This is a genomic window from Neorhizobium sp. BETTINA12A, from assembly GCF_023006485.1.
In the GTDB taxonomy this organism is placed as follows: domain Bacteria; phylum Pseudomonadota; class Alphaproteobacteria; order Rhizobiales; family Rhizobiaceae; genus Neorhizobium.
Genome location: NZ_JALBGW010000099.1, coordinates 1 through 17,405, shown reverse-complemented (window position 1 = coordinate 17,405; position 17,405 = coordinate 1). Strand labels below are relative to the sequence as shown.

Here is a 17,405-nt window from a genome sequence, read left to right as displayed (position 1 = left end):
CGCCCCTGCGCGACCGCCGAGACGGTCAGGTCCTCGCCGGTGCCGATGCAGTCGCCGCCGGCCCAGACGCCCTCGAGCGAAGTGCGGCCTTCCGGATCGACGACGATCTTGCCCTTCTCGAACTGCAGCGCGCCGAGGCCCGAGGCGGAAAAGGTCTGGCCGATCGCCTTAAAAATCTGGTCGGCGGCGATGACGCCGGTCTCACCGGTGCCGATCAGCTTGCCATCACGCATCGCGGTATATTCCACCTCGATGCCGGCGACCTTGCCGTCCTTGCCGATGATCGATTTCGGCGCCAGCCAATGGCGGATGATGACACCGTTGGCGGTCGCCAGATCCTGCTCATAGGGCGAGGCGTTCATGTTGTCCTTGCCGCGGCGATAACAGATCGTCACCTCTTCGGCGCCGAGCAGCTTCGACTGGATGGCGGCATCGATGGCGGTCATGCCGCCGCCGAGGACGACGACGCGCCGGCCGATCGGCAGCACGCTCTTGTCCTTCGCCTGGCGAAGGGCGGCGATGAAATCGACCGCGTCCTCGACGCCCGCGAGCGCCTCGCCCTCGATGCCGAGGCCGTTGACGCCGGCAAGGCCCATGCCGAGGAAGACCGCGTCATATTTGGCGGAGAGGTCGGACAGCGAGAAATCCCGGCCGAGCGCCTGGCCGTTGACGATCTCGATGCCGCCGATCGCGGTGACGTAATCGACTTCGCGGGCGGCGAAATCATCGACAGCCTTATAGGTGGCGATGCCGTATTCGTTGAGGCCGCCGGCCTTTTCGCGGGCTTCGAGGATCACCACCGAATGGCCGTGCATGGCGAGCCGGTGTGCGGCTGCAAGGCCGGCGGGACCGGCGCCGACCACGGCGACCGTCTTTCCGGTCGAAGCCTTGCGGCTATAGAACTGCCGGCCCTGTTCCATGGCGATGTCGGTGGAATAACGCTGCAGCTTGCCGATCTCGACCGGCTTGTCCTCAGCCGTGTTGCGCACGCAGGCCTGTTCGCAGAGCGTTTCGGTGGGACAGACCCGGGCGCACATGCCGCCCAGAATATTCTGGTCGAAGATGGTCTTTGCCGAACCGATCGGATTGCCCGTCTGTATCTGCCTTATGAACAGCGGGATATCGATGGAGGTGGGACAGGCCGTCATGCACGGCGCGTCGTAGCAGAAATAACAGCGATCGGATTCGACCAGCGCCTCGTGCCTGTCGAGACGCGGGTGGAGATCGGCGAAATTCGCCTCATAGTCGGCAGTGGCGAGGCGGCCAGCCTCGATTCCGGCCTTCGGACCGTTTCCCAGTCGTTCCATCCTAAGTTCCCTCTTTTATGGATTCATGGACAACTATTGGGCAAAAGGTACCACAGCGTAAAAATTTATCAAACGGTAAATTTTTGAAATGGCGGGCCCATATCAGGGCGCCCGATATATCATGATAAAAAGAGTCCACTTTAATCTTTACTCTGAAGATCAACTTTAATATGGTGCCGGCCATCGAGGAACTGCGGTTCAGCAGAATCGGCGGCGAGGGGCATATGGCCAAGAAGCAGAAGCATAAGAGCAGCAATTCCGGCGCGGCACCGAAAGGCGCGGAAACGCGGGGACCGGCTGTCACCGACGTCCGCAGCTTTCTCTATGTCGGCGGCCGTGATTGTCAGGTGGCGCACCTGCGGGAGATCGCCAGCAACTTCGGCGCGGAACTGATCCACCACGACGGCGGTTTGCGTGAGGCGGTTTCCCGCATCGATACCGTGCTGCCCTCGGTCGACTGCGTCTTCTGCCCCATCGACTGTATCAGCCACGATGCGTGTCTGAGGGTGAAGACCGGCTGCAAGAAGTTCGGTGTCGCCTTCGTGCCGCTTCGCAACGGCTCCAAATCCAGTCTGGAGCGGGCGCTCCAGACCATGAAGGAACGCAATGATGAACGAAGAACCTCGTGACGCCAGCCTTTTCATCGGCCTGCACAAGCTTGCCGAACAGAACGGCGACGGGCTGGTGCCGGAACTTTACGCGCTGCTGACGAGGCGAGCCGAGGCGGCTGCGGACATGACCAATGTGGTGGTGCTGCCGAAGACGATTCGGGGGGCGGAGACGGAAGTTTCTCCGGCTGAAAGCGCTCGAGTGCTGGCGTTTAAGCGGTAGGCTCAATTGGTGCTCCCTCTTCTCCCCAGCGGGGAGAAGGTGGCCCGAAGGGTCGGATGAGGGGGCGCAGCTATATGATACGCCGAACGCGTGGCCCCCTCATCGCCTCGCTATGCTCGGCACTTCTCCCCGCTGGGGAGAAGAGGGAGTACGCGGGTAGCGCGCCTCCTTTTTCTCCCCTAGTTGGGAGCCGGCGAGTCGGCACAAGGGCGTGCTAAACCTCTCGCACCCTGAAAAACGCCCCGGACGCCACGATCAGCCAGCCCAACATCATCCCCGATCCGCCCACTGGCGCGGCCATCGGAAACAGCCGGTCGCCGAGGTAGTGGCGCGAGACGAGGTCGCCCGCAAAGATGATCGTGCCGAGACCCAGCACCAGTGCGGCAAGCGTTGCCGTGCGAAAATGCCGGTGGCCGAGATAGAGCGCGAGCAGAACCGGCGCATGTGCCAGGCACATGGTCGAGGCGGAGCCGAGGAAAGCCGTGTCGCCGCCGTGGCTTGCCGCTGCCGCCAAAGCTACGCCGGCCGCGCCCATAAGGCCGCTCACAAACAGAATCAACGGCCTGACATTGTCGAGTCTTTGCAACGGCCTATTCCTTGTTCTGCATATGGAAGGCAAGCCGCTCGATCGGAGGCCAGATGATCTCGCGCAGTTTCGGATTTTCGATCGTCTCGTCCATGGCGCGGCGGAAACAAAGCATCCATTCGTCTCGTTCGAGAGGCCCGATCGCTGCGCCGAAATGGCGCGAGCGCAGCCGCGGGTGGCCGTGTTTTTCCACATAGACCGGCGGGCCGCCGAGATAACCGGTCAGATAATCGTAAAGTTTCGCTTCGCTGCCTTCGAGGCTCGGCGGATGAACGGCGCGGCAATGGGTCGCTTCCGGAAGCGTGTCCATCAGCTCGTAGAAACGCTTCACCAGCGCCCGCACCGTCGCGTCGCCGCCGATCGCCTCGTAAAGTGTGATGGTTTCGTCCGCCATGCCCGTCCGGCCCGCTCGCTCTGATCGTCTCAAGCGGTGTTAGCGATCCATACCGCAGCGGGCAAGCGCCAAGGCGTCGCAGAACAGGGTGTCTCGGGATCCAGCGGGTGCGCTGCGGCGCGATCAGCCTGAAAATGCAGCCGGTCACTCCGATCCGGTATCCACCTCTTTCGAATTGGGCTCAGCCAGCGAGCCGGTACCGGGCGTCTTCTCCCTGTCGATCAGGTGTTCCTTGTCATGCGGCCCGGCCGGCGGATGTTTGGCTGTCTTCGCCGGTCTTTCTCTATGTTCGATAATTTCCTGTGCAGTGCGCTCTTCTGCCATTTTTGATCCTCCGACGTTGGGGTTTCAAAAGCCAACGTTAGGGGAGGAGAGGAGTTCCAGGGGAGAGGGCTGTCGACTGCCTGCCGATCGATGCGACGCGATCTGTTTTTGAAGGAGATAAGGCGGAACCGGGAGAGAGCCCGGTTCCGCCTCTGCGCCACCCTTGATCAGCGGCGGGCTTCAAAGGGCAGGCGCAATTCCGCCTGGCAGTCACACCACCTTCATGGCGCCGGGGCCGGGCGTGGCGCCGGGCGGCACCTTGCCGAGGATGATCATCCCGAGCACCTCGTCCTTGGTGACGTCCCCGGTGCGGGCATGGCCGACCACCTTGCCGTTCTTCATCACGAAGACGCGGTCGGCGAGGTCGAAGACATCGTGGATGTCGTGGCTGATCAGGAAGATGCCGATGCCTTCCCGCTTCAGCTGCTTGATGAGGTCGCCCACCTGCGCCGTCTCCTGGGGTCCGAGCGCTGCCGTCGGCTCATCCATGATCAGGATGCGGGCGTCGAACAGGATCGCGCGGGCGATCGCCACCGATTGCCGCTGGCCGCCGGAAAGCGCCTTCACAGGCTCCTTGAACCGCTTGAAATTGGGGTTGAGGCGGCCCATCACCTCACGGGCGCTGGCCTCCATGGCGACATCGTCGAGCGTGCCCCATTTTGTCTGCAGCTCGCGGCCGAGATAGAGGTTGGCGGCGGCATCGACATTGTCGGCGACGGCGAGCGTCTGGTAGATCGTCTCGATGCCGTATTTCTTGGCGTCGCGCGGGTTGCGGATGTCAACGGTCTCGCCGTTGATCATGATGTCGCCGTTGTCGCGCTTGTAGGCGCCCGACAGGATCTTGATCAGCGTCGACTTGCCGGCGCCGTTATGGCCGAGCAGGGCCACGACCTCGCCGGGGAAAAGATCGACCGAGGCATTCTCGACTGCATGGATCCCGCCGAAGGAGATGGAAATGTTCTTCATTTCCACGAGCGGAGTGGTTTGTTCCGTCACGATGAAAACTCCTGTTATTTGGCGCGAGAGCGATAGACGGTGTCGAGCCAGACGGCTGTGACGAGCACCATGCCGACGACGATGCGCTGGAACGGCGAGTCGATGCCGAGCAGCACCATGCCGGACTGAAGCGACTGCATGACGAGCGCGCCGAGCATGGCGCCGGCGATCGAGCCCATGCCACCGGCAAGCGAGGTGCCGCCGATCACGGCTGCGGCGATCGTGTAGAGTTCGTCGAGTTCCCCTTGCGCATTGGTTGCGGCGTTGAGGCGGGCGGTGGAGATCGCCGCGGCGATGGCGCAGAGCACGCCCATCAGCGCGAAGATCTTGACTGTCACCCAGCGGGTCTTGATGCCCGCAAGTTCCGCGGCTTCGGGATTGCCGCCGATCGCGAAGACATAGCGGCCGAAGCGCAGGCGGGTGGCGATGAAGGTCATGACGATGCCGACCGCGATCGCCATCAGCACCGGGATGGCGATGCCTTGGGAGATCAGCAGGCCACCTTCTGGCCAGGCAATGTTGTTTGCCTCTGCGTAACGGCGGGCGATGGCGATCGGCCAGTAATAATCATTGGCGATCGAGACCGCGCCGAGCACGACGATGCAGCCGAGCGCGACCAGCACGTATTCGGCCCAGATCGGCCGGCGCGGGAAGGAGAAGCGCTTGCGTTGGCGGCGGGCGTTGATGATCGCCGCGATGATGGCGAGACAGGCGATGATGCCGACGATCCAGCTCCAGGTGGCGCCGATCGAGCCTTCCGTGCCGCCGCCCATCAGGCGGAAGTTGACGTCCATCGGCGCAACGGTCTGGCCGCTTGTCACGAACCAGGTGGCGCCACGCCAGATGAGCAGGCCGCCGAGCGTGACGATGAACGAGGGCACGCCGAGAAAGGCGATGATAGAGCCCTGCAGCGTACCGATCAGCGCTCCGATGGCGATGCCGCCAGCCAGGGTGATGATCCAGATCGCCGGGTGGTTGAAGCCGAACAGTTCCGGCAGGAGCCGGGCCTGCAGCACACCCATGACCATGCCGGTGAAACCGAGGATCGAGCCGACCGAAAGGTCGATGTTGCGGGTGACGATGACAAGCACCATGCCGGTCGCCATGACGGCGACCGAGGCGGTCTGTACCGAGAGGTTCCAGAGGTTGCGCGGCGTCAGGAAAAGGCCGCCCGTCAGGATATGGAATCCGACCCAGATGATCAGCAGCGCGCCAATCATGCCGAGCATGCGTGTGTCGATCTCGGTCGCGCGGAAGAAGCGGGCAACGAAACTGCCTTCCGCCTGTCCTGCCGCTCCCGATGTCTTGGAATTCGTTGTGGACTGTATCGTCTCGGCCATTTTTTGCCGTTCCCCACTTTTGCGAGGCGCTGCGGTTCGAAAAAATCGAGCCGGACCGCGCCTGCGCGACGTTCAGCCGCCGGGTAATCCTTCGTGCGGCCGCGCCATCTTACGCCGAAAACCGACGCCGCGGCAGAAGTGCTGCGGCGTCGGTGAGTTTATCGTCTGCGGACAGCCATGCGTTACTTGCAGGCAGCCACTGCGCCGGCCTTGACGCCCTGGCAGGCTTCAGCCTTGCTGATCCAGCCTGCTTCGATGACGACGTTGAGGTTGTCCTTGGTGATTGCCTGCGGCTTCAGGAAGACCGACTGCATCTTCACCTTCTTCGGACCGCCTTCGAAGGTCTGGACGCCCTTGATCTCGGTCAGCTTCTTGCCGCCGGCAAGTGCCAGAGCGATTTCAGCGGCGTTCTTGCCGAGTTCTCGGCTGTCCTTCCAGACGGATACCGTCTGGGTGCCGAGAGCCACGCGGTTCAGGGCTGCCTTGTCGGCGTCCTGGCCGGAGACCGGAACCGAACCTGCCAACCCCTGAGCGTCGAGCGCTGCGATCGCACCGCCGGCAGTGCCGTCGTTGGATGCGACGACCGCGTCGACCTTGTTGTTGTTCTTGGTCAGGAACTGTTCCATGTTCTTCTGGGCGTTTTCGGGCTTCCAGCCGTCGGTATAGGCTTCGCCGACATTCTTGATCTTGCCGCCGTCGACTGCAGCCTTCAGCACTTCCATCTGGCCGGCAAACAGGAAGTCGGCGTTCGGATCGGAAGAAGAGCCCTTGATGAAGACGTAGTTGCCTTCAGGCTTTGCCTTGAAGACGCCCTGCGCCTGCAGGCGGCCGACTTCCTTGTTGTCGAAGGTGATGTAGAACGCGGCCGGATTTTCGATCAGGCGGTCGTAACCGACGACCGGAATGCCCTCGGCTGCAGCCTTTTCAACGGCAGGGCCGATGGCGCTCGAATCCTGCGCCAGAACGATCAGGGCATTGGCACCCTGGGAGATCAGCGATTCGACGTCGGTAAGCTGCTTTGCGGCAGACGACTGGGCGTCGGCCGAGATGTATTTTGCGCCGGCGGCTTCAAGAGCCTTCTTGATCGCGGCTTCGTCGGTCTTCCAGCGTTCTTCCTGGAAGTTCGACCAGGAAACGCCGACGACGAGATTGGCCGCCATGGTGGCGGAATGCATGGAAACGAGGATGGCCGCGCCGGCCATCAGCTTTACGAATGATCTCATAATGTCCTCCCGAGTGACGGCGGATGGGCGCTAGCCTCCGTGCTCTCCCCCCGCCAGATAATCTGCCGGAGAAAGCGTCCAAGCTTTTTTCTCGACAGTCGAGAAATTAGATGTCAGAGATTCCGTGGGCTGTCAATCGGCACTTGTGGAGGGCGAGGCACTGCCGTATCGACAGATGGAGTGAGGGAGGCGGCAGGCGGAATGCTGGCGAAATCGAGCACGGAACTGGTCCGGCAGCAGAACAGCGCGCTCGTGCTGTCTGCGCTGCGTCGCCACGGCCGGCTCGCGCACACGGAAATCTCGGATGCCACCGGGCTGGCGTCGGCGACGATCTCCTCGATCACCGCCGATCTGGAACGCGCCCGCATCATCGAAAAGAGCGAGCAGCAGGCGACTGTCGGCCGTGGGCGGCCGCGCGTGCTGTTCAGCCAGCGGCGCAATTGCGGCTATCTCATCACCGTCATCATCTCGTCGGACATGATCCAGTATTCGCTGGTCGATTATGCCGGAACGTTGCTCGACCGGTTCAGCGAACCGCGCGGGGAGGGCGGCACGGCGGCCTTTCTCGCGGCCATCTCGGCGGGGCTCGAACGGGCCGTCGAACGCTCCCGCATCGATCGCGGCAGCGTTCTGCTCGTTTCGGTCAGCAGCAAGGGACTGGCGCATCCGAGCGATCCGGTGCTTGTCTGGTCGCCCGTCTTCGGTTCCCAGCCCGTCGATTTTGCTGCGGCGCTCAAAGACGGTTGGCAGGCCAAGGTCATTCTCAACAACGAGACGCTGCTGGTGGCGAGCGCACTGCTCGAACGCCAGGTGAAGACGCAAGGCGGCGGTGAGCCGGTTCTCGCGGCGCTCTCGCTCGGGCACAGTATCGGGCTCGGGATCGCACGCCGTGTGGCCGGCGGGGTTCCAGAAATCTCAGCGCCCAATTTCGGGCACATGCTGCATATGCCGAACGGCGGGCTTTGTCGCTGCGGCGCGCGCGGCTGCGTCGAGGCCTATGCCGGTTTCTACGCCATCCTGCGCGCCGCCTTCGAGGTGCCGGTGGATACGATCCCCGCGAAATTCGTGCCCGTCAGCGAAATCGACAAGATCGCCGTCCGCGCCCGGCAAGGCAATCGCATGGCGCAGCTCGCCTTCCGCCACGCGGGCGCTGCGCTGGGCTTCGGTCTCTCGCGGCTGCTCAGCCTGCATGGCCATATGCCGGTCTTCATCACCGGTCCGGGCACCCGCTACCAGGATCTGCTGCAGGCGGGCATAGAGGAGGGACTGGCGCAGACGCATGTGGTGCGGCTCGGCGGCATGCCGGGCCTGACCATCGTGCCGGACGAACCCTCGCTGGTGTTCGAGGGGCATCTCAATCTTGCATTTTCGATCGTCGACCAGGATATCATCGGTTCGCGCCAGAGCATGCAGGCCGCCGGGGAATGACCGATTGCGAGTGACTGGTGGCAAAACGACTGGCCGGGAGTGAAGACCATGATCGATCCGAACCATCCCTTTTACGAGCCGCTTTGGCGCCGGGTATTGATCCCGGCGGTCTGTGCCGCCTGGGCGATTTTCGAACTGGTCGCCGGAGAACCCTTCTGGGCGATCATCGTCGGCGCCATGGGTGTTTACGCCGGCTACAAGCTGTTCATCGAAAAGAAAAAGCCGCCGGTCGAGAAGCCCGCCGACGACCCGCAGGACTAAGCTTTTTTCCTAGCGCCAGAAGAGCCCCTTGATCGCCGTGTCGATCAGGAAGTTGGCGGTCTTCATGCGGGTATTGGCGTTTTCCCGGAATTCCGGGGCGACGCCATCCGGATGGTTGGCCTTGGCGAAATGCCGCCGTTTCTCGGCAAGCGTCGCCTCGGTATCGGCAGCCGTGATGGCAAGCTCCGCAGCGATCTCCTCGGTCGTCAGCCGCAGCAGATGGGCGGGAATGATCGGCGGCGCCGGCTGCTCTTGCGGTTCATCTTCCGCCCGCATCGATTCGATTTCGATCTCGGCGACATCGGGAAGGAAGGCGAAATAGGCTTCGGTCCCGGTTGCTGTCACTACCGGACCGTCATCCGTCGGTGCGACGAAACCCATGCCGAGCCCCTTGATGCGGAAGCCCGTGCCGGCCTCTTCGCTCTCGTCTTCGCCGTGCTCCTGCTTCAGCCGCGTCAGCACCGACTGGAAGACCGATTGCCCAAACAGCATGCGCCACCTCTTTTATGGGGCGGGACTAGACCATGCGGAGATGGCGTCGAGCTTGCGGACATATTGATGTGTGATGGGATGAGCCCCGTCGGGGCTCATCGAGCCGGAAGGGTCGCTCAGCGCACGACGGGTTCGCCGTGATATCTGCGCTTCGAGGGTTTCGATACGCCGAACCCGACTTCCATCATGAGCCGAGGGTGATATTTTGCGACCGTCCCCATGTGGAAGCCGAAGGGATCTTCGACGAACCCGTAGCCCGCCTTGCCGGTCAGGGTGACGGCGCTCTCCTCTCCGTAAAATTCGAGCACTTCTTCCGCCGGATGTCCAACGAGCAGGGTCAACTGGTGCTTGAGACGCCGCTTGTTGTGGCTGCCGCGCATATAGACATGCGGTCCCGCATCCTCATCGACATTCGACAGATAGAAAAAGAATTTCAGCATCCGCCAGTCGTCGAGATCGAAATGAAACTTGAACGACGCACGGCTGAGGTCGGCCTCCGAAGCGGATTGAGTGGGAAAGCTCCACCACGTCCGCGTGGTGATCAGCTTGGCTTCACCGCCCAGATAGTGCCGTGCGATATCCAGAAGAAGAGGATCCTGCTGCACCGCGATCGCCGCCTCGCAACTGGCGATCCTTTCGAAATGGTGGCCGCTCAGGATCGCTCGACCGAATCGCCGTTCCGCTTCCGCATGTTCGTCCGCCCGGAATTCGAGTTTCCGCTCGAAATTGCCGAAACAAGGGGTTTCGGATGCAAAACGGGCGATCGCCTGCCGAATCGGATCGGGAAGGATGAGGCCGGTGAAGATCCCGTTCCGTCTGAGTTCGTCGGCGACCATATCGGCCTCGATATCGCCGAACATCGATGCTTGCCTCGGCGCGGACGTCGAGACGGGCTTGGCGGTCAGCCAATGCGCCCGCCTGAACGGAATTGTCCGGGCCAAAAGGAACATTGGAAGCCAAGCCGGGTTTTCCCGCAGGTCGGTGAAATAGGTGGGCAGGCGTGCGGCCATTCGCCGGAAAGTTCCGCCATGGCGCGCGATGGATTCGAGATCCTGCGGCTTGGTTTTGGACGTCTCAAGCATCTGGTATCCTCATTCAGGCATGGCATTGCCATGCGTTTCGGTAACCCGCAGCCCCGCGCAATGTAGGCAGCAATAGTCCATGCCGCAATGCAGCATAGATTGCCGCCTTCTGGATCTTCAACCCTTGAACTGCTTGTGAAATCGGGAACGCCGTCCACGGTTAACAAACCGTTGTGCCGCAGGACGGGCTGAATCGATGATCTTACGGCCTGCCGAGAACGCCTGCCATGCCGGACGGCGTCCCCGGCTTGGCGCGTTTGTCACTCCTGGGACTGCGTCTGGCCCTGCTGGCTTTGGCTTTGCGCCACCGTCAGCGAAACCTTGAGGTTTTCGCTGGCCGGACCGAGGCGCATGCCGGAGACGGGCGCGCAGTCGCGGTAGCAGAGGCCGGATGCGACCCGCACGTAGCTGTCGTTCGGGCAGATCTTGTTAGACGTGTCGAACCCGACCCAGCCGAGGCCCGGCAGATGCACTTCCGCCCAGGCGTGGGTCGCCGCCTGTTCGGTCTCGCCTTCCATCAGCAGGTAGCCGGAAATATAGCGCGCCGGGATATCCAGCAGCCGGGCGGCAGCGATGAATATATGAGTGTGGTCCTGGCAGACGCCGGTCCTTGCCTCCAGAGCCTGTTCGGCGGTCGTCTCGGTGCCGGTCGCGCCCGGAACATAGGCAACGGTCTCGTGGATCTTCTCCATCAGCGCGTGCATCCTGGCAAGCTCGCTGTCGCCCTCGAGGCTTTTGGTAAGCTCGCGGATGAGCTTGCCAGGTTTGGTCAGCGCCGTCTCGCGCAGGAACAGCCAGAGCGGACAGAAACCCTGGTGCGGACCGAAGACGCCGGCGCGGTCCTGGGTCTCCACCTCGCCGGACGCGGTGATGCGGATCGTGTGCTCGGTGCCTTCGGTGGAGACCAGTTCGACGCGGTTGCCGAACTGGTCGGCATAACCCGCCTCGATCTTGGCGCCGTCGACTGTGATCGACCAGTTGATGACTTTCTGGCCGGGGCCGTCGGTTGGGGTCAGCCTGAGCCGCTGCAGCGAATAGGGTACCGGCTCGTCATAGAGATATTCGGTCGTATGGGAAATCTTCAGCCGCATGTGCGGTAAATCCTGTGCCTGTTGGCTTTACTGGTAAAAGCGGTAGCCGTCGGAGATTTCGGCGCTGAGCTGGTTGTTGCGGCTGACGAAATCCTCCAGGAATTCGTGCAGGCCCTGGTCCATGATGTCGGAGATCGAGCCGCGCTTCAGGGTCGAGCGGATTGCCGCCGCGGTCTCATGCGCCTTCAGTCGTTCATCGTAGGTTTGCGCCAGATAATCGAGATTGTTGGTGATCTTCTCGTAGCAGTAAGCCAGCGAGCGCGGCATCTGGACTTTCAGGATCAGGAAATCGGCGATGTTGGCAGATTGATATTCGCCGTCATAGACCCAGCCGTAGGAACGATGGGCCGAGACCGAGCGCAGTATCGATTCCCATTGGTAGTTGTCGAGCTTCGAGCCGACCTGGCTGATCGCCGGCAACAGCACGTAATATTTCACGTCGAGGATGCGGCTGGTGTTGTCGGCGCGTTCGATGAAGGTGCCGATGCGCGAGAAATTGTAGAGGTCGTTTCTCAGCATCGAACCGTGGAAGGCGCCGCGGATCAGGCCGCAGCGGTGCTTGATGACGTCGATCAGTTCGGGCAGGTCGGTCGCCTTCTGCTTGCGGGCGAGCCGGGCTTTGAGGTCGATCCAGCATTCGTTGGTCGCCTCCCAGGTCTCGCGGGTCAGCGCCGTGCGCACCATGCGGGCGTTGTTGCGTCCGAATTCGATGCAGGACATGACGCTCGACGGGTTGGCCTGGTCGCGCAGCAGGTAATCGATGGCGTCCGCCGCCGTCAGTTCGATGTGCACTTCCGAATATGCTTCGCGCACGCCCGCACTTTCGAGCACGCCGTGCCAGTCCTCGTCGGAGGAGCCGGCGCGGGTCAGCGACACGCGCAGGCCGGCATCGACGAGGCGGGCGATATTTTCTGCCCGCTCGATGTAACGGAACATCCAGTAAAGGCCGTTTGCAGTTCTTCCGAGCATGTCTCTACGACCTCAATCTTCCAGTACCCAGGTGTCCTTGGTGCCGCCGCCCTGGCTGGAATTGACCACCAGCGACCCCTGTTTCAGGGCCACACGGGTCAAGCCGCCGGGGATGATCTTCACCTTGTCGGAAACGAGCACATAGGGACGCAGGTCGACGTGGCGGGGAGCAATCCCCTTGTTGACGAAGATCGGCACGGTGGACAGCGCCAGCGTCGGCTGGGCGATGTAGTTATCGGGCCTGGCCGCCAGCTTCTCTGCAAAGTCGGTGCGCTCCTTCTTGCTTGCCGTCGGGCCGACGAGCATGCCGTATCCGCCGGACCCGTGCACCTCTTTGACGACCAGTTCTTCGATGTGCTCCAGCACGTATCTGAGGCTGTCGGGCTCGGAACAGCGCCAGGTCGGCACGTTTTCGAGCAGCGCCTTCCGGCCCGTATAAAATTCGACGATCTCGGGCATGTAGGAATAGATCGCCTTGTCGTCGCAGATGCCGGTGCCGGGTGCATTGGCGATGGTGATGTTGCCGGCACGGTACACGTCCATGATGCCGGGAATGCCGAGCGCCGAATCCGCGCGAAAAGTCATCGGATCGAGGAAATCGTCGTCGACGCGGCGGTAGAGGACGTCGATGGCCTCGTAGCCGCGGGTGGTGCGCATCTTGACGCGGCCGTCGATGACGCGCAGGTCGCCGCCCTCGACGAGTTCGACGCCCATCTGGTCGGCAAGGAACGAGTGTTCGTAATAGGCCGAGTTGAAGATGCCGGGCGTCAGTACCGCGACGCGGGGCCGGCCGTTGCAGCCGGGAGGGGCAAGCGAGGCGAGCGACTGGCGAAGCAGCCGCGGATAGTCCTCGACCCGCTGCACCTTGTTCAGCGCAAACAGTTCCGGGAACATCTGCATCATGGTTTCCCGGTTTTCCAGCATGTAGGAAACCCCGGACGGCGTGCGGGCATTGTCCTCCAACACGTAGAACTGGTCCTCGCCGGTACGCACGATATCGGTGCCGACGATGTGGGTGTAGACGCCGCCGGGCGGCTTGAAGCCGATCATTTCGGGGAGGAAGGTGACGTTCCTCTCGATCAGCGCGCGGGGAATGCGGCCGGCCTTGATGATCTCCTGCTTGTGGTAGATGTCGTCGAGGAAGGCGTTGAGCGCCAGAACCCGCTGCTCGATGCCCTGAGCCAGCTTGCGCCATTCACGGGCGGAGATGATGCGGGGAATGATGTCGAAGGGGATGAGCTTTTCGGAACTGTCCGCGTGTCCGTAGACCGCGAATGTGATGCCCGTCCTTCTGAATATGTTTTCCGCATCCTGGGTCTTGCGGATCAGGTGTGCAGCATCCTGACTGGCATACCATTCGTGATAGGTCTTGTATGGCGGTCGCGGAAGGTTTTCCGCAGTCAACATTTCATCAAATGCCAAAGGCGCATTCCCCTTTTTTGGCCATAAGAATACAACGGTGAGGGCAATGCAAGAACTGTGCGCAATTGGCGGGAAAAGAATTCCGCGCATCAGAAAAATACAGTTTCGATGCTCCCCGACCAGTAAATGCGCTGATTCTGGTGCTCGGCAAGCTCCCTACTTTAGAAGGAGGTGAATAAATCTCCTGCCTTGAAAAACATCAGCTGCCTAAGCGCTGATCAAACGCTGTCCAGCTTGCGTCGATTGAGCTCAAGTTTGCGAGTGATCGCGAGGTCGGTTTCCCCAATTCTGCTGGTTGACAGAGTTTCGGCCATTTCGCATAAGGAAACCGGACGTGCAAAAGTCACGGCCCGGTCGGTAGTCCGGGTGACGCTTTGCGTTCGTATAAGGGTTCGCTCATGGGGAGCGGGCACATCCTGTACGTCCTTTTCCGATCACGGAAGAGGAGCGTCCTATGTCTAAGCTTAAAGTTATTATTGCCGGTGCCGGTCTCGGCGGGCTTTGCCTTGCGCAAATACTGCGTCGCGCCGATGTCGGGGTGGAAATCTTCGAAAGCGATTCTGGGCCCTGGGATCGCCCTCAGGGCTATCGCCTGCATATCGACCGGGATGGGGTAAACGCCCTCAGGGAAGTCCTGCCTGCAAATCTGTATCGGCTTTTCGAAGCGACCGCGATGCGGCCACTGCCGTACACCACGATTGTCGATACGACCCTTAAGGAATTGCGGCGGATACCGAGCGGCGGGCACGACAGGATGCCGAGGCACTGGCTTGCTGATGGTGGCCCGCAGCATATCAACGTCAATCGCGCCACCTTGCGGCATATCCTTCTGACCGGCCTGCAGGATGTTTGCCGATTCGGCGCCCGAATGCTGCGCTATGAAACGGATGCCGAAGGGGTGACCGCGGTGTTTGCCGACGGCAGCACCGCACGAGGCGACATTCTGGTCGGTGCCGACGGGATCCGCTCCGCGGTGCGCCGGCAGCGACTGCCCGAGGCGCGCATCATGGATACCGGGGTACGCGCCATCTACGGCCGTATTCCGATCGAAAAGGCTCGCCACCATCTGCCCGAACACGTTCTTGCCGACGTCTTCACCGTCGCCTCCGACGACCGGCGGGTGTTCCTCGGACTGGGGCCGGTGATTTTCCCGGCCCGTCCGGACGCAGCTTCCGACAGGATCGCGCCGGAGGCCGGGCTTTTCGGCCAGGACGACTATGTCGTCTGCATCGTCGGTGGCCGCCGCGAATATTTCCCCGGCGACGACGCGATGCTGCGACAGGCCGGCAGCCCGGCGCTTCAGGCCCTTGCGATCAGGATGCTGGAGGAGTGGCCGGCGGCTGCCGGGGCCATTCCGGCTCGGGGAGACCCTTCCTCCTTTTTCTCGATCGAGATGCATACGAGCGTTCCCTGCGATCTCGGAGAGACTTTTCGGGTGACGCTTCTCGGCGACGCCATCCATGCGATGACGCCGACGCTCGGACGTGGGGCAAACGTCGCAATGCGCGATGCGGCGCTGCTCGGACACGCAATTATTGCCGTGGAACGCGGCGAGGTCGGCCTTGCCCTGGCGCTTACTGCCTACGAGCGGGAGATGGCCAGTTACGGTTTCGGCGTGGTGCGAGAGTCGGCCTTCATCGGGCATGGGCTGATGGGGCAGGATCCGCTTGCCGCGTGAGGATCTCCCTTCTCTCAATCGGCGTTCATCGCAATCATCAGTTTTTCTGCTTTGACGATGAAACGAGGTGGGAATAAGCAGGCGGCTTCCATGAAAGCGGCCGCTGCCGAAATCTCCGCCGGACATCCCCATCATGCTCGACCGCCTGGCTCCGGCCCTCTTTGTCCTCCTCTGGTCCACGGGCTGGCTCGTCGCGAAATACGCGGCGAAGCACGCCGATCCCTTGACGTTTCTGGCCGGGCGACACGCACTCGCCGCCGCGGCGTTTTTCGTGGTCTGCCTGGTCACAAAGGCAAAATGGCCGAAGAGCCGTGCCCAGGTCGGCCATGCGATGTTCTCGGGCGTCTTCCTGCACGGACTTTATCTTGCGGGCGTCTGGTATGCGATTGCGCAGGGCGTGCCGGCCGGTCTTTCCGGCATTATCGCCGGGCTGCAGCCGCTGCTGACCGCCATGGTCGCGCCGCTTTTCCTCGGAGAGCGCCTCAAGCCCTTGCAGAAGGTCGGCCTGGCGCTTGGTTTTGCCGGCATTCTGATCGCGATCTCGCCGCAGCTTCTCGACCTCTTCGAGCGCGGGCTGGCGGGGCTCGCGGTTCCGGTGCTGATCAACCTCGTCGCCATGGCGTCGGTCACCTACGGCACGCTCTACCAGAAGCGGCACCTGCAGGAGGGCGACCTGTTCTCGATCGCCACGCTGCAATTCGTTGGCGCGCTGATCGTCACCATCCCGTTGGCGCTCAGCCTTGAAAGCCTGCGCTTCGATTGGACGCATGAGGCGATCTTCGCAATGGCCTGGTCTGTCCTCGGCCTGTCCATGGGCGCGGTCGGCTTGCTGCTCTATCTTATCCGCCGCGGCCAGGTGTCCCGCGCCGCCTCGCTCATCTACCTGATGCCGCCGGTCGTGGCGATCGAGGCGGCGATCCTGTTCGGAGAGCCCCTGACCCTGCCGATGATCGTCGGCACGGTGATCGTGGTGGCGGGCGTCTACATGGTGAACCGAAAGGCCTGAGGGAGTTTTTAATTCGGTCAGGAATCGGGTGTCGATGGGAGACGGGCAGCCTTAGACAGCGGATGTAACCAACAGGAGGTACATCATGCTATCCGACAAAGTTGCTATCGTCACCGGCGCATCGAGCGGCATCGGCCGGGCCGCTGCCCTTCTTTTCGCCCGGGAAGGGGCTGCCGTTGTTGCCAACGCGCGAGGCGAGGCGGAATTGCAAAAACTCATTTCCGAGATCGAGACGGCCGGCGGCCGTGCGGTTGCCGTGGCAGGCGATGTCGCGGAGGAGGAGACCCACCGGGCATTGCTCGAAGTAGCGCTTGGCCGATTCGGCGGTCTCGACATCGCCTTGAACAATGCCGGCACGGTCGGCCCCTATAAGCCGCTCGGCGAGGTGACGCTGGAGGAATGGCAGCATACCCTGGCCATGAACCTCACGAGCGCCTTCCTCGGCGCCCGTTTGCAGATCCCGGCGATGCTCGAACGCGGCGGCGGATCGATCATCTTCACCTCCACCTTCGTCGGCACCAGCGTCGGCATCCCCGGCATGGGGACTTATGGCGCATCGAAGGCCGGGATCATGGGTTTGGTGAAAGGGATTACGGCCGACTACGGAGCGCGCGGCATACGCGCCAATGCGCTGCTGCCCGGCGGCACGGACACCCCGATGGCCGGCGACGCGGCGCAAAAGGAATGGGCGGCGGGCCTGCATGCCCTCAAGCGCATCGCCCAGCCTGAAGAAATCGCCCGGGCCGCACTTTTCCTGGCGAGCCCGATGGCGAGCTTCGTGGCAGGGTCCGCGCTCTATGCGGATGGCGGGAACGCTGCGGTCAAATGACAAAAAAGAGGCCGCGCGAGCGGCCTCTTGGCTTTGTTCCCCTATGCAGGGTTGCCGTTACGCCGGGCGGCGTGTGCGGCCCTGCTGGCCGGAGCGGTTGTCGTTGCCGAACTTGACCGGACCTGCGTTGCCGCCAGTGGCCGGAC

The 17,405-nt window shown here is 62.4% G+C and carries 19 protein-coding genes; 7 read left to right on the top strand and 12 right to left on the bottom strand.

Annotation, left to right across the window (positions count from 1 at the left end; all coding sequences use genetic code 11):
• The coding region (locus tag MOV61_RS20500) for an NAD(P)-dependent oxidoreductase (protein ID WP_247137879.1) at positions 1-1,307 on the bottom strand (1,307 nt) is incomplete at its 3' end.
• Positions 1,308-1,531: 224 nt separating this feature from the next.
• Between MOV61_RS20500 and MOV61_RS20495 the strand changes: the two genes are divergently transcribed.
• Together MOV61_RS20495 and MOV61_RS20490 are read left to right on the top strand one after the other, a co-directional pair.
• On the top strand, positions 1,532-1,936 hold the full coding sequence (locus MOV61_RS20495) for a DUF2325 domain-containing protein (RefSeq protein WP_038549512.1): 405 nt from the start codon (positions 1,532-1,534) through the stop codon (positions 1,934-1,936).
• The gene (locus MOV61_RS20490) at positions 1,917-2,138 is read left to right on the top strand and encodes a hypothetical protein (RefSeq protein ID WP_247137882.1); all 222 of its coding nucleotides are present in this window, start codon (positions 1,917-1,919) and stop codon (positions 2,136-2,138) included. Before MOV61_RS20495 ends, MOV61_RS20490 begins: the two co-directional genes overlap by 20 nt.
• A 214-nt stretch (positions 2,139-2,352) precedes the next feature.
• Here the strand turns inward: MOV61_RS20490 and MOV61_RS20485 are convergent, their stop codons facing one another.
• The 6 genes from MOV61_RS20485 to xylF form a co-directional block, all read right to left on the bottom strand.
• Positions 2,353-2,673, bottom strand: coding sequence for a DUF423 domain-containing protein (locus MOV61_RS20485; RefSeq protein ID WP_247137881.1), 321 nt, complete (start codon positions 2,671-2,673; stop codon positions 2,353-2,355).
• A 55-nt stretch (positions 2,674-2,728) separates the two neighbouring features.
• Positions 2,729-3,118 carry a group II truncated hemoglobin gene (locus tag MOV61_RS20480; protein WP_247137878.1) on the bottom strand — a complete coding sequence of 130 codons (390 nt, stop codon included), beginning with the start codon at positions 3,116-3,118 and terminating at the stop codon, positions 2,729-2,731.
• Positions 3,119-3,262: 144 nt separating this feature from the next.
• Complete coding sequence (locus tag MOV61_RS20475) at positions 3,263-3,442, bottom strand: hypothetical protein (RefSeq protein WP_247137877.1); 180 nt, start codon at positions 3,440-3,442, stop codon at positions 3,263-3,265.
• Positions 3,443-3,652: 210 nt separating this feature from the next.
• Entirely contained in the window at positions 3,653-4,438 is a 786-nt protein-coding gene (locus MOV61_RS20470; protein ID WP_038544501.1) for an ATP-binding cassette domain-containing protein, read from the bottom strand.
• A 14-nt stretch (positions 4,439-4,452) separates the two neighbouring features.
• Positions 4,453-5,778 (bottom strand): sugar ABC transporter permease, encoded by a 1,326-nt coding sequence (locus MOV61_RS20465; protein WP_038544499.1) that lies wholly within the window; start codon positions 5,776-5,778, stop codon positions 4,453-4,455.
• A gap of 182 nt (positions 5,779-5,960) precedes the next feature.
• Positions 5,961-7,001: a D-xylose ABC transporter substrate-binding protein gene (xylF, locus tag MOV61_RS20460; protein WP_038544498.1), complete on the bottom strand. Its 1,041-nt coding sequence runs from the start codon at positions 6,999-7,001 to the stop codon at positions 5,961-5,963.
• Between the two features lie 201 nt (positions 7,002-7,202).
• Here xylF and MOV61_RS20455 point away from each other — a divergent pair, with 201 nt between their 5' ends.
• The gene (locus MOV61_RS20455) at positions 7,203-8,429 is read left to right on the top strand and encodes an ROK family transcriptional regulator (protein WP_247137876.1); all 1,227 of its coding nucleotides are present in this window, start codon (positions 7,203-7,205) and stop codon (positions 8,427-8,429) included.
• A gap of 48 nt (positions 8,430-8,477) precedes the next feature.
• A complete protein-coding gene (locus tag MOV61_RS20450) occupies positions 8,478-8,690 on the top strand; it encodes a hypothetical protein (RefSeq protein WP_038544494.1) in 213 nt (70 codons plus the stop codon).
• Between the two features lie 9 nt (positions 8,691-8,699).
• On the opposite strand, the gene MOV61_RS20445 is transcribed toward MOV61_RS20450, so the two are convergent.
• The 5 genes from MOV61_RS20445 to MOV61_RS20425 form a co-directional block, all read right to left on the bottom strand.
• A complete protein-coding gene (locus tag MOV61_RS20445) occupies positions 8,700-9,182 on the bottom strand; it encodes a hypothetical protein (protein ID WP_247137875.1) in 483 nt (160 codons plus the stop codon).
• A gap of 116 nt (positions 9,183-9,298) precedes the next feature.
• Entirely contained in the window at positions 9,299-10,264 is a 966-nt protein-coding gene (locus MOV61_RS20440; RefSeq protein ID WP_247137874.1) for a hypothetical protein, read from the bottom strand.
• A gap of 260 nt (positions 10,265-10,524) precedes the next feature.
• Positions 10,525-11,355 (bottom strand): transglutaminase family protein, encoded by an 831-nt coding sequence (locus MOV61_RS20435; protein WP_247137873.1) that lies wholly within the window; start codon positions 11,353-11,355, stop codon positions 10,525-10,527.
• Between the two features lie 27 nt (positions 11,356-11,382).
• The gene (locus tag MOV61_RS20430; protein WP_247137872.1) at positions 11,383-12,324 is read right to left on the bottom strand and encodes an alpha-E domain-containing protein; all 942 of its coding nucleotides are present in this window, start codon (positions 12,322-12,324) and stop codon (positions 11,383-11,385) included.
• 12 nt (positions 12,325-12,336) lie between these two features.
• The gene (locus MOV61_RS20425; RefSeq protein WP_247137871.1) at positions 12,337-13,746 is read right to left on the bottom strand and encodes a circularly permuted type 2 ATP-grasp protein; all 1,410 of its coding nucleotides are present in this window, start codon (positions 13,744-13,746) and stop codon (positions 12,337-12,339) included.
• A gap of 454 nt (positions 13,747-14,200) precedes the next feature.
• Here MOV61_RS20425 and MOV61_RS20420 point away from each other — a divergent pair, with 454 nt between their 5' ends.
• From MOV61_RS20420 to MOV61_RS20410, 3 genes are all read left to right on the top strand, one after another.
• Positions 14,201-15,424 (top strand): NAD(P)/FAD-dependent oxidoreductase, encoded by a 1,224-nt coding sequence (locus MOV61_RS20420; RefSeq protein ID WP_247137870.1) that lies wholly within the window; start codon positions 14,201-14,203, stop codon positions 15,422-15,424.
• Between the two features lie 130 nt (positions 15,425-15,554).
• Positions 15,555-16,430, top strand: coding sequence for a DMT family transporter (locus MOV61_RS20415; RefSeq protein WP_247137880.1), 876 nt, complete (start codon positions 15,555-15,557; stop codon positions 16,428-16,430).
• A gap of 85 nt (positions 16,431-16,515) precedes the next feature.
• Positions 16,516-17,259 (top strand): SDR family oxidoreductase, encoded by a 744-nt coding sequence (locus MOV61_RS20410; protein WP_247034879.1) that lies wholly within the window; start codon positions 16,516-16,518, stop codon positions 17,257-17,259.
• Positions 17,260-17,405 lie beyond the last annotated feature (146 nt).

What these genes read in the sequence shown, in the direction of transcription:
- MOV61_RS20495 (WP_038549512.1), top strand. Translation starts at nt 1,532, where the DNA reads ATGGCCAAGAAGCAGAAGCATAAGAGCAGCAATTCCGGCGCGGCACCG.
- MOV61_RS20490 (WP_247137882.1), top strand. Translation starts at nt 1,917, where the DNA reads ATGAACGAAGAACCTCGTGACGCCAGCCTTTTCATCGGCCTGCACAAG.
- MOV61_RS20485 (WP_247137881.1), bottom strand. Translation starts at nt 2,673, where the DNA reads ATGGGCGCGGCCGGCGTAGCTTTGGCGGCAGCGGCAAGCCACGGCGGC.
- MOV61_RS20480 (WP_247137878.1), bottom strand. Translation starts at nt 3,118, where the DNA reads ATGGCGGACGAAACCATCACACTTTACGAGGCGATCGGCGGCGACGCG.
- MOV61_RS20475 (WP_247137877.1), bottom strand. Translation starts at nt 3,442, where the DNA reads ATGGCAGAAGAGCGCACTGCACAGGAAATTATCGAACATAGAGAAAGA.
- MOV61_RS20465 (WP_038544499.1), bottom strand. Translation starts at nt 5,778, where the DNA reads ATGGCCGAGACGATACAGTCCACAACGAATTCCAAGACATCGGGAGCG.
- xylF (WP_038544498.1), bottom strand. Translation starts at nt 7,001, where the DNA reads ATGAGATCATTCGTAAAGCTGATGGCCGGCGCGGCCATCCTCGTTTCC.
- MOV61_RS20455 (WP_247137876.1), top strand. Translation starts at nt 7,203, where the DNA reads ATGCTGGCGAAATCGAGCACGGAACTGGTCCGGCAGCAGAACAGCGCG.
- MOV61_RS20450 (WP_038544494.1), top strand. Translation starts at nt 8,478, where the DNA reads ATGATCGATCCGAACCATCCCTTTTACGAGCCGCTTTGGCGCCGGGTA.
- MOV61_RS20445 (WP_247137875.1), bottom strand. Translation starts at nt 9,182, where the DNA reads ATGCTGTTTGGGCAATCGGTCTTCCAGTCGGTGCTGACGCGGCTGAAG.
- MOV61_RS20440 (WP_247137874.1), bottom strand. Translation starts at nt 10,264, where the DNA reads ATGCTTGAGACGTCCAAAACCAAGCCGCAGGATCTCGAATCCATCGCG.
- MOV61_RS20435 (WP_247137873.1), bottom strand. Translation starts at nt 11,355, where the DNA reads ATGCGGCTGAAGATTTCCCATACGACCGAATATCTCTATGACGAGCCG.
- MOV61_RS20430 (WP_247137872.1), bottom strand. Translation starts at nt 12,324, where the DNA reads ATGCTCGGAAGAACTGCAAACGGCCTTTACTGGATGTTCCGTTACATC.
- MOV61_RS20420 (WP_247137870.1), top strand. Translation starts at nt 14,201, where the DNA reads ATGTCTAAGCTTAAAGTTATTATTGCCGGTGCCGGTCTCGGCGGGCTT.
- MOV61_RS20410 (WP_247034879.1), top strand. Translation starts at nt 16,516, where the DNA reads ATGCTATCCGACAAAGTTGCTATCGTCACCGGCGCATCGAGCGGCATC.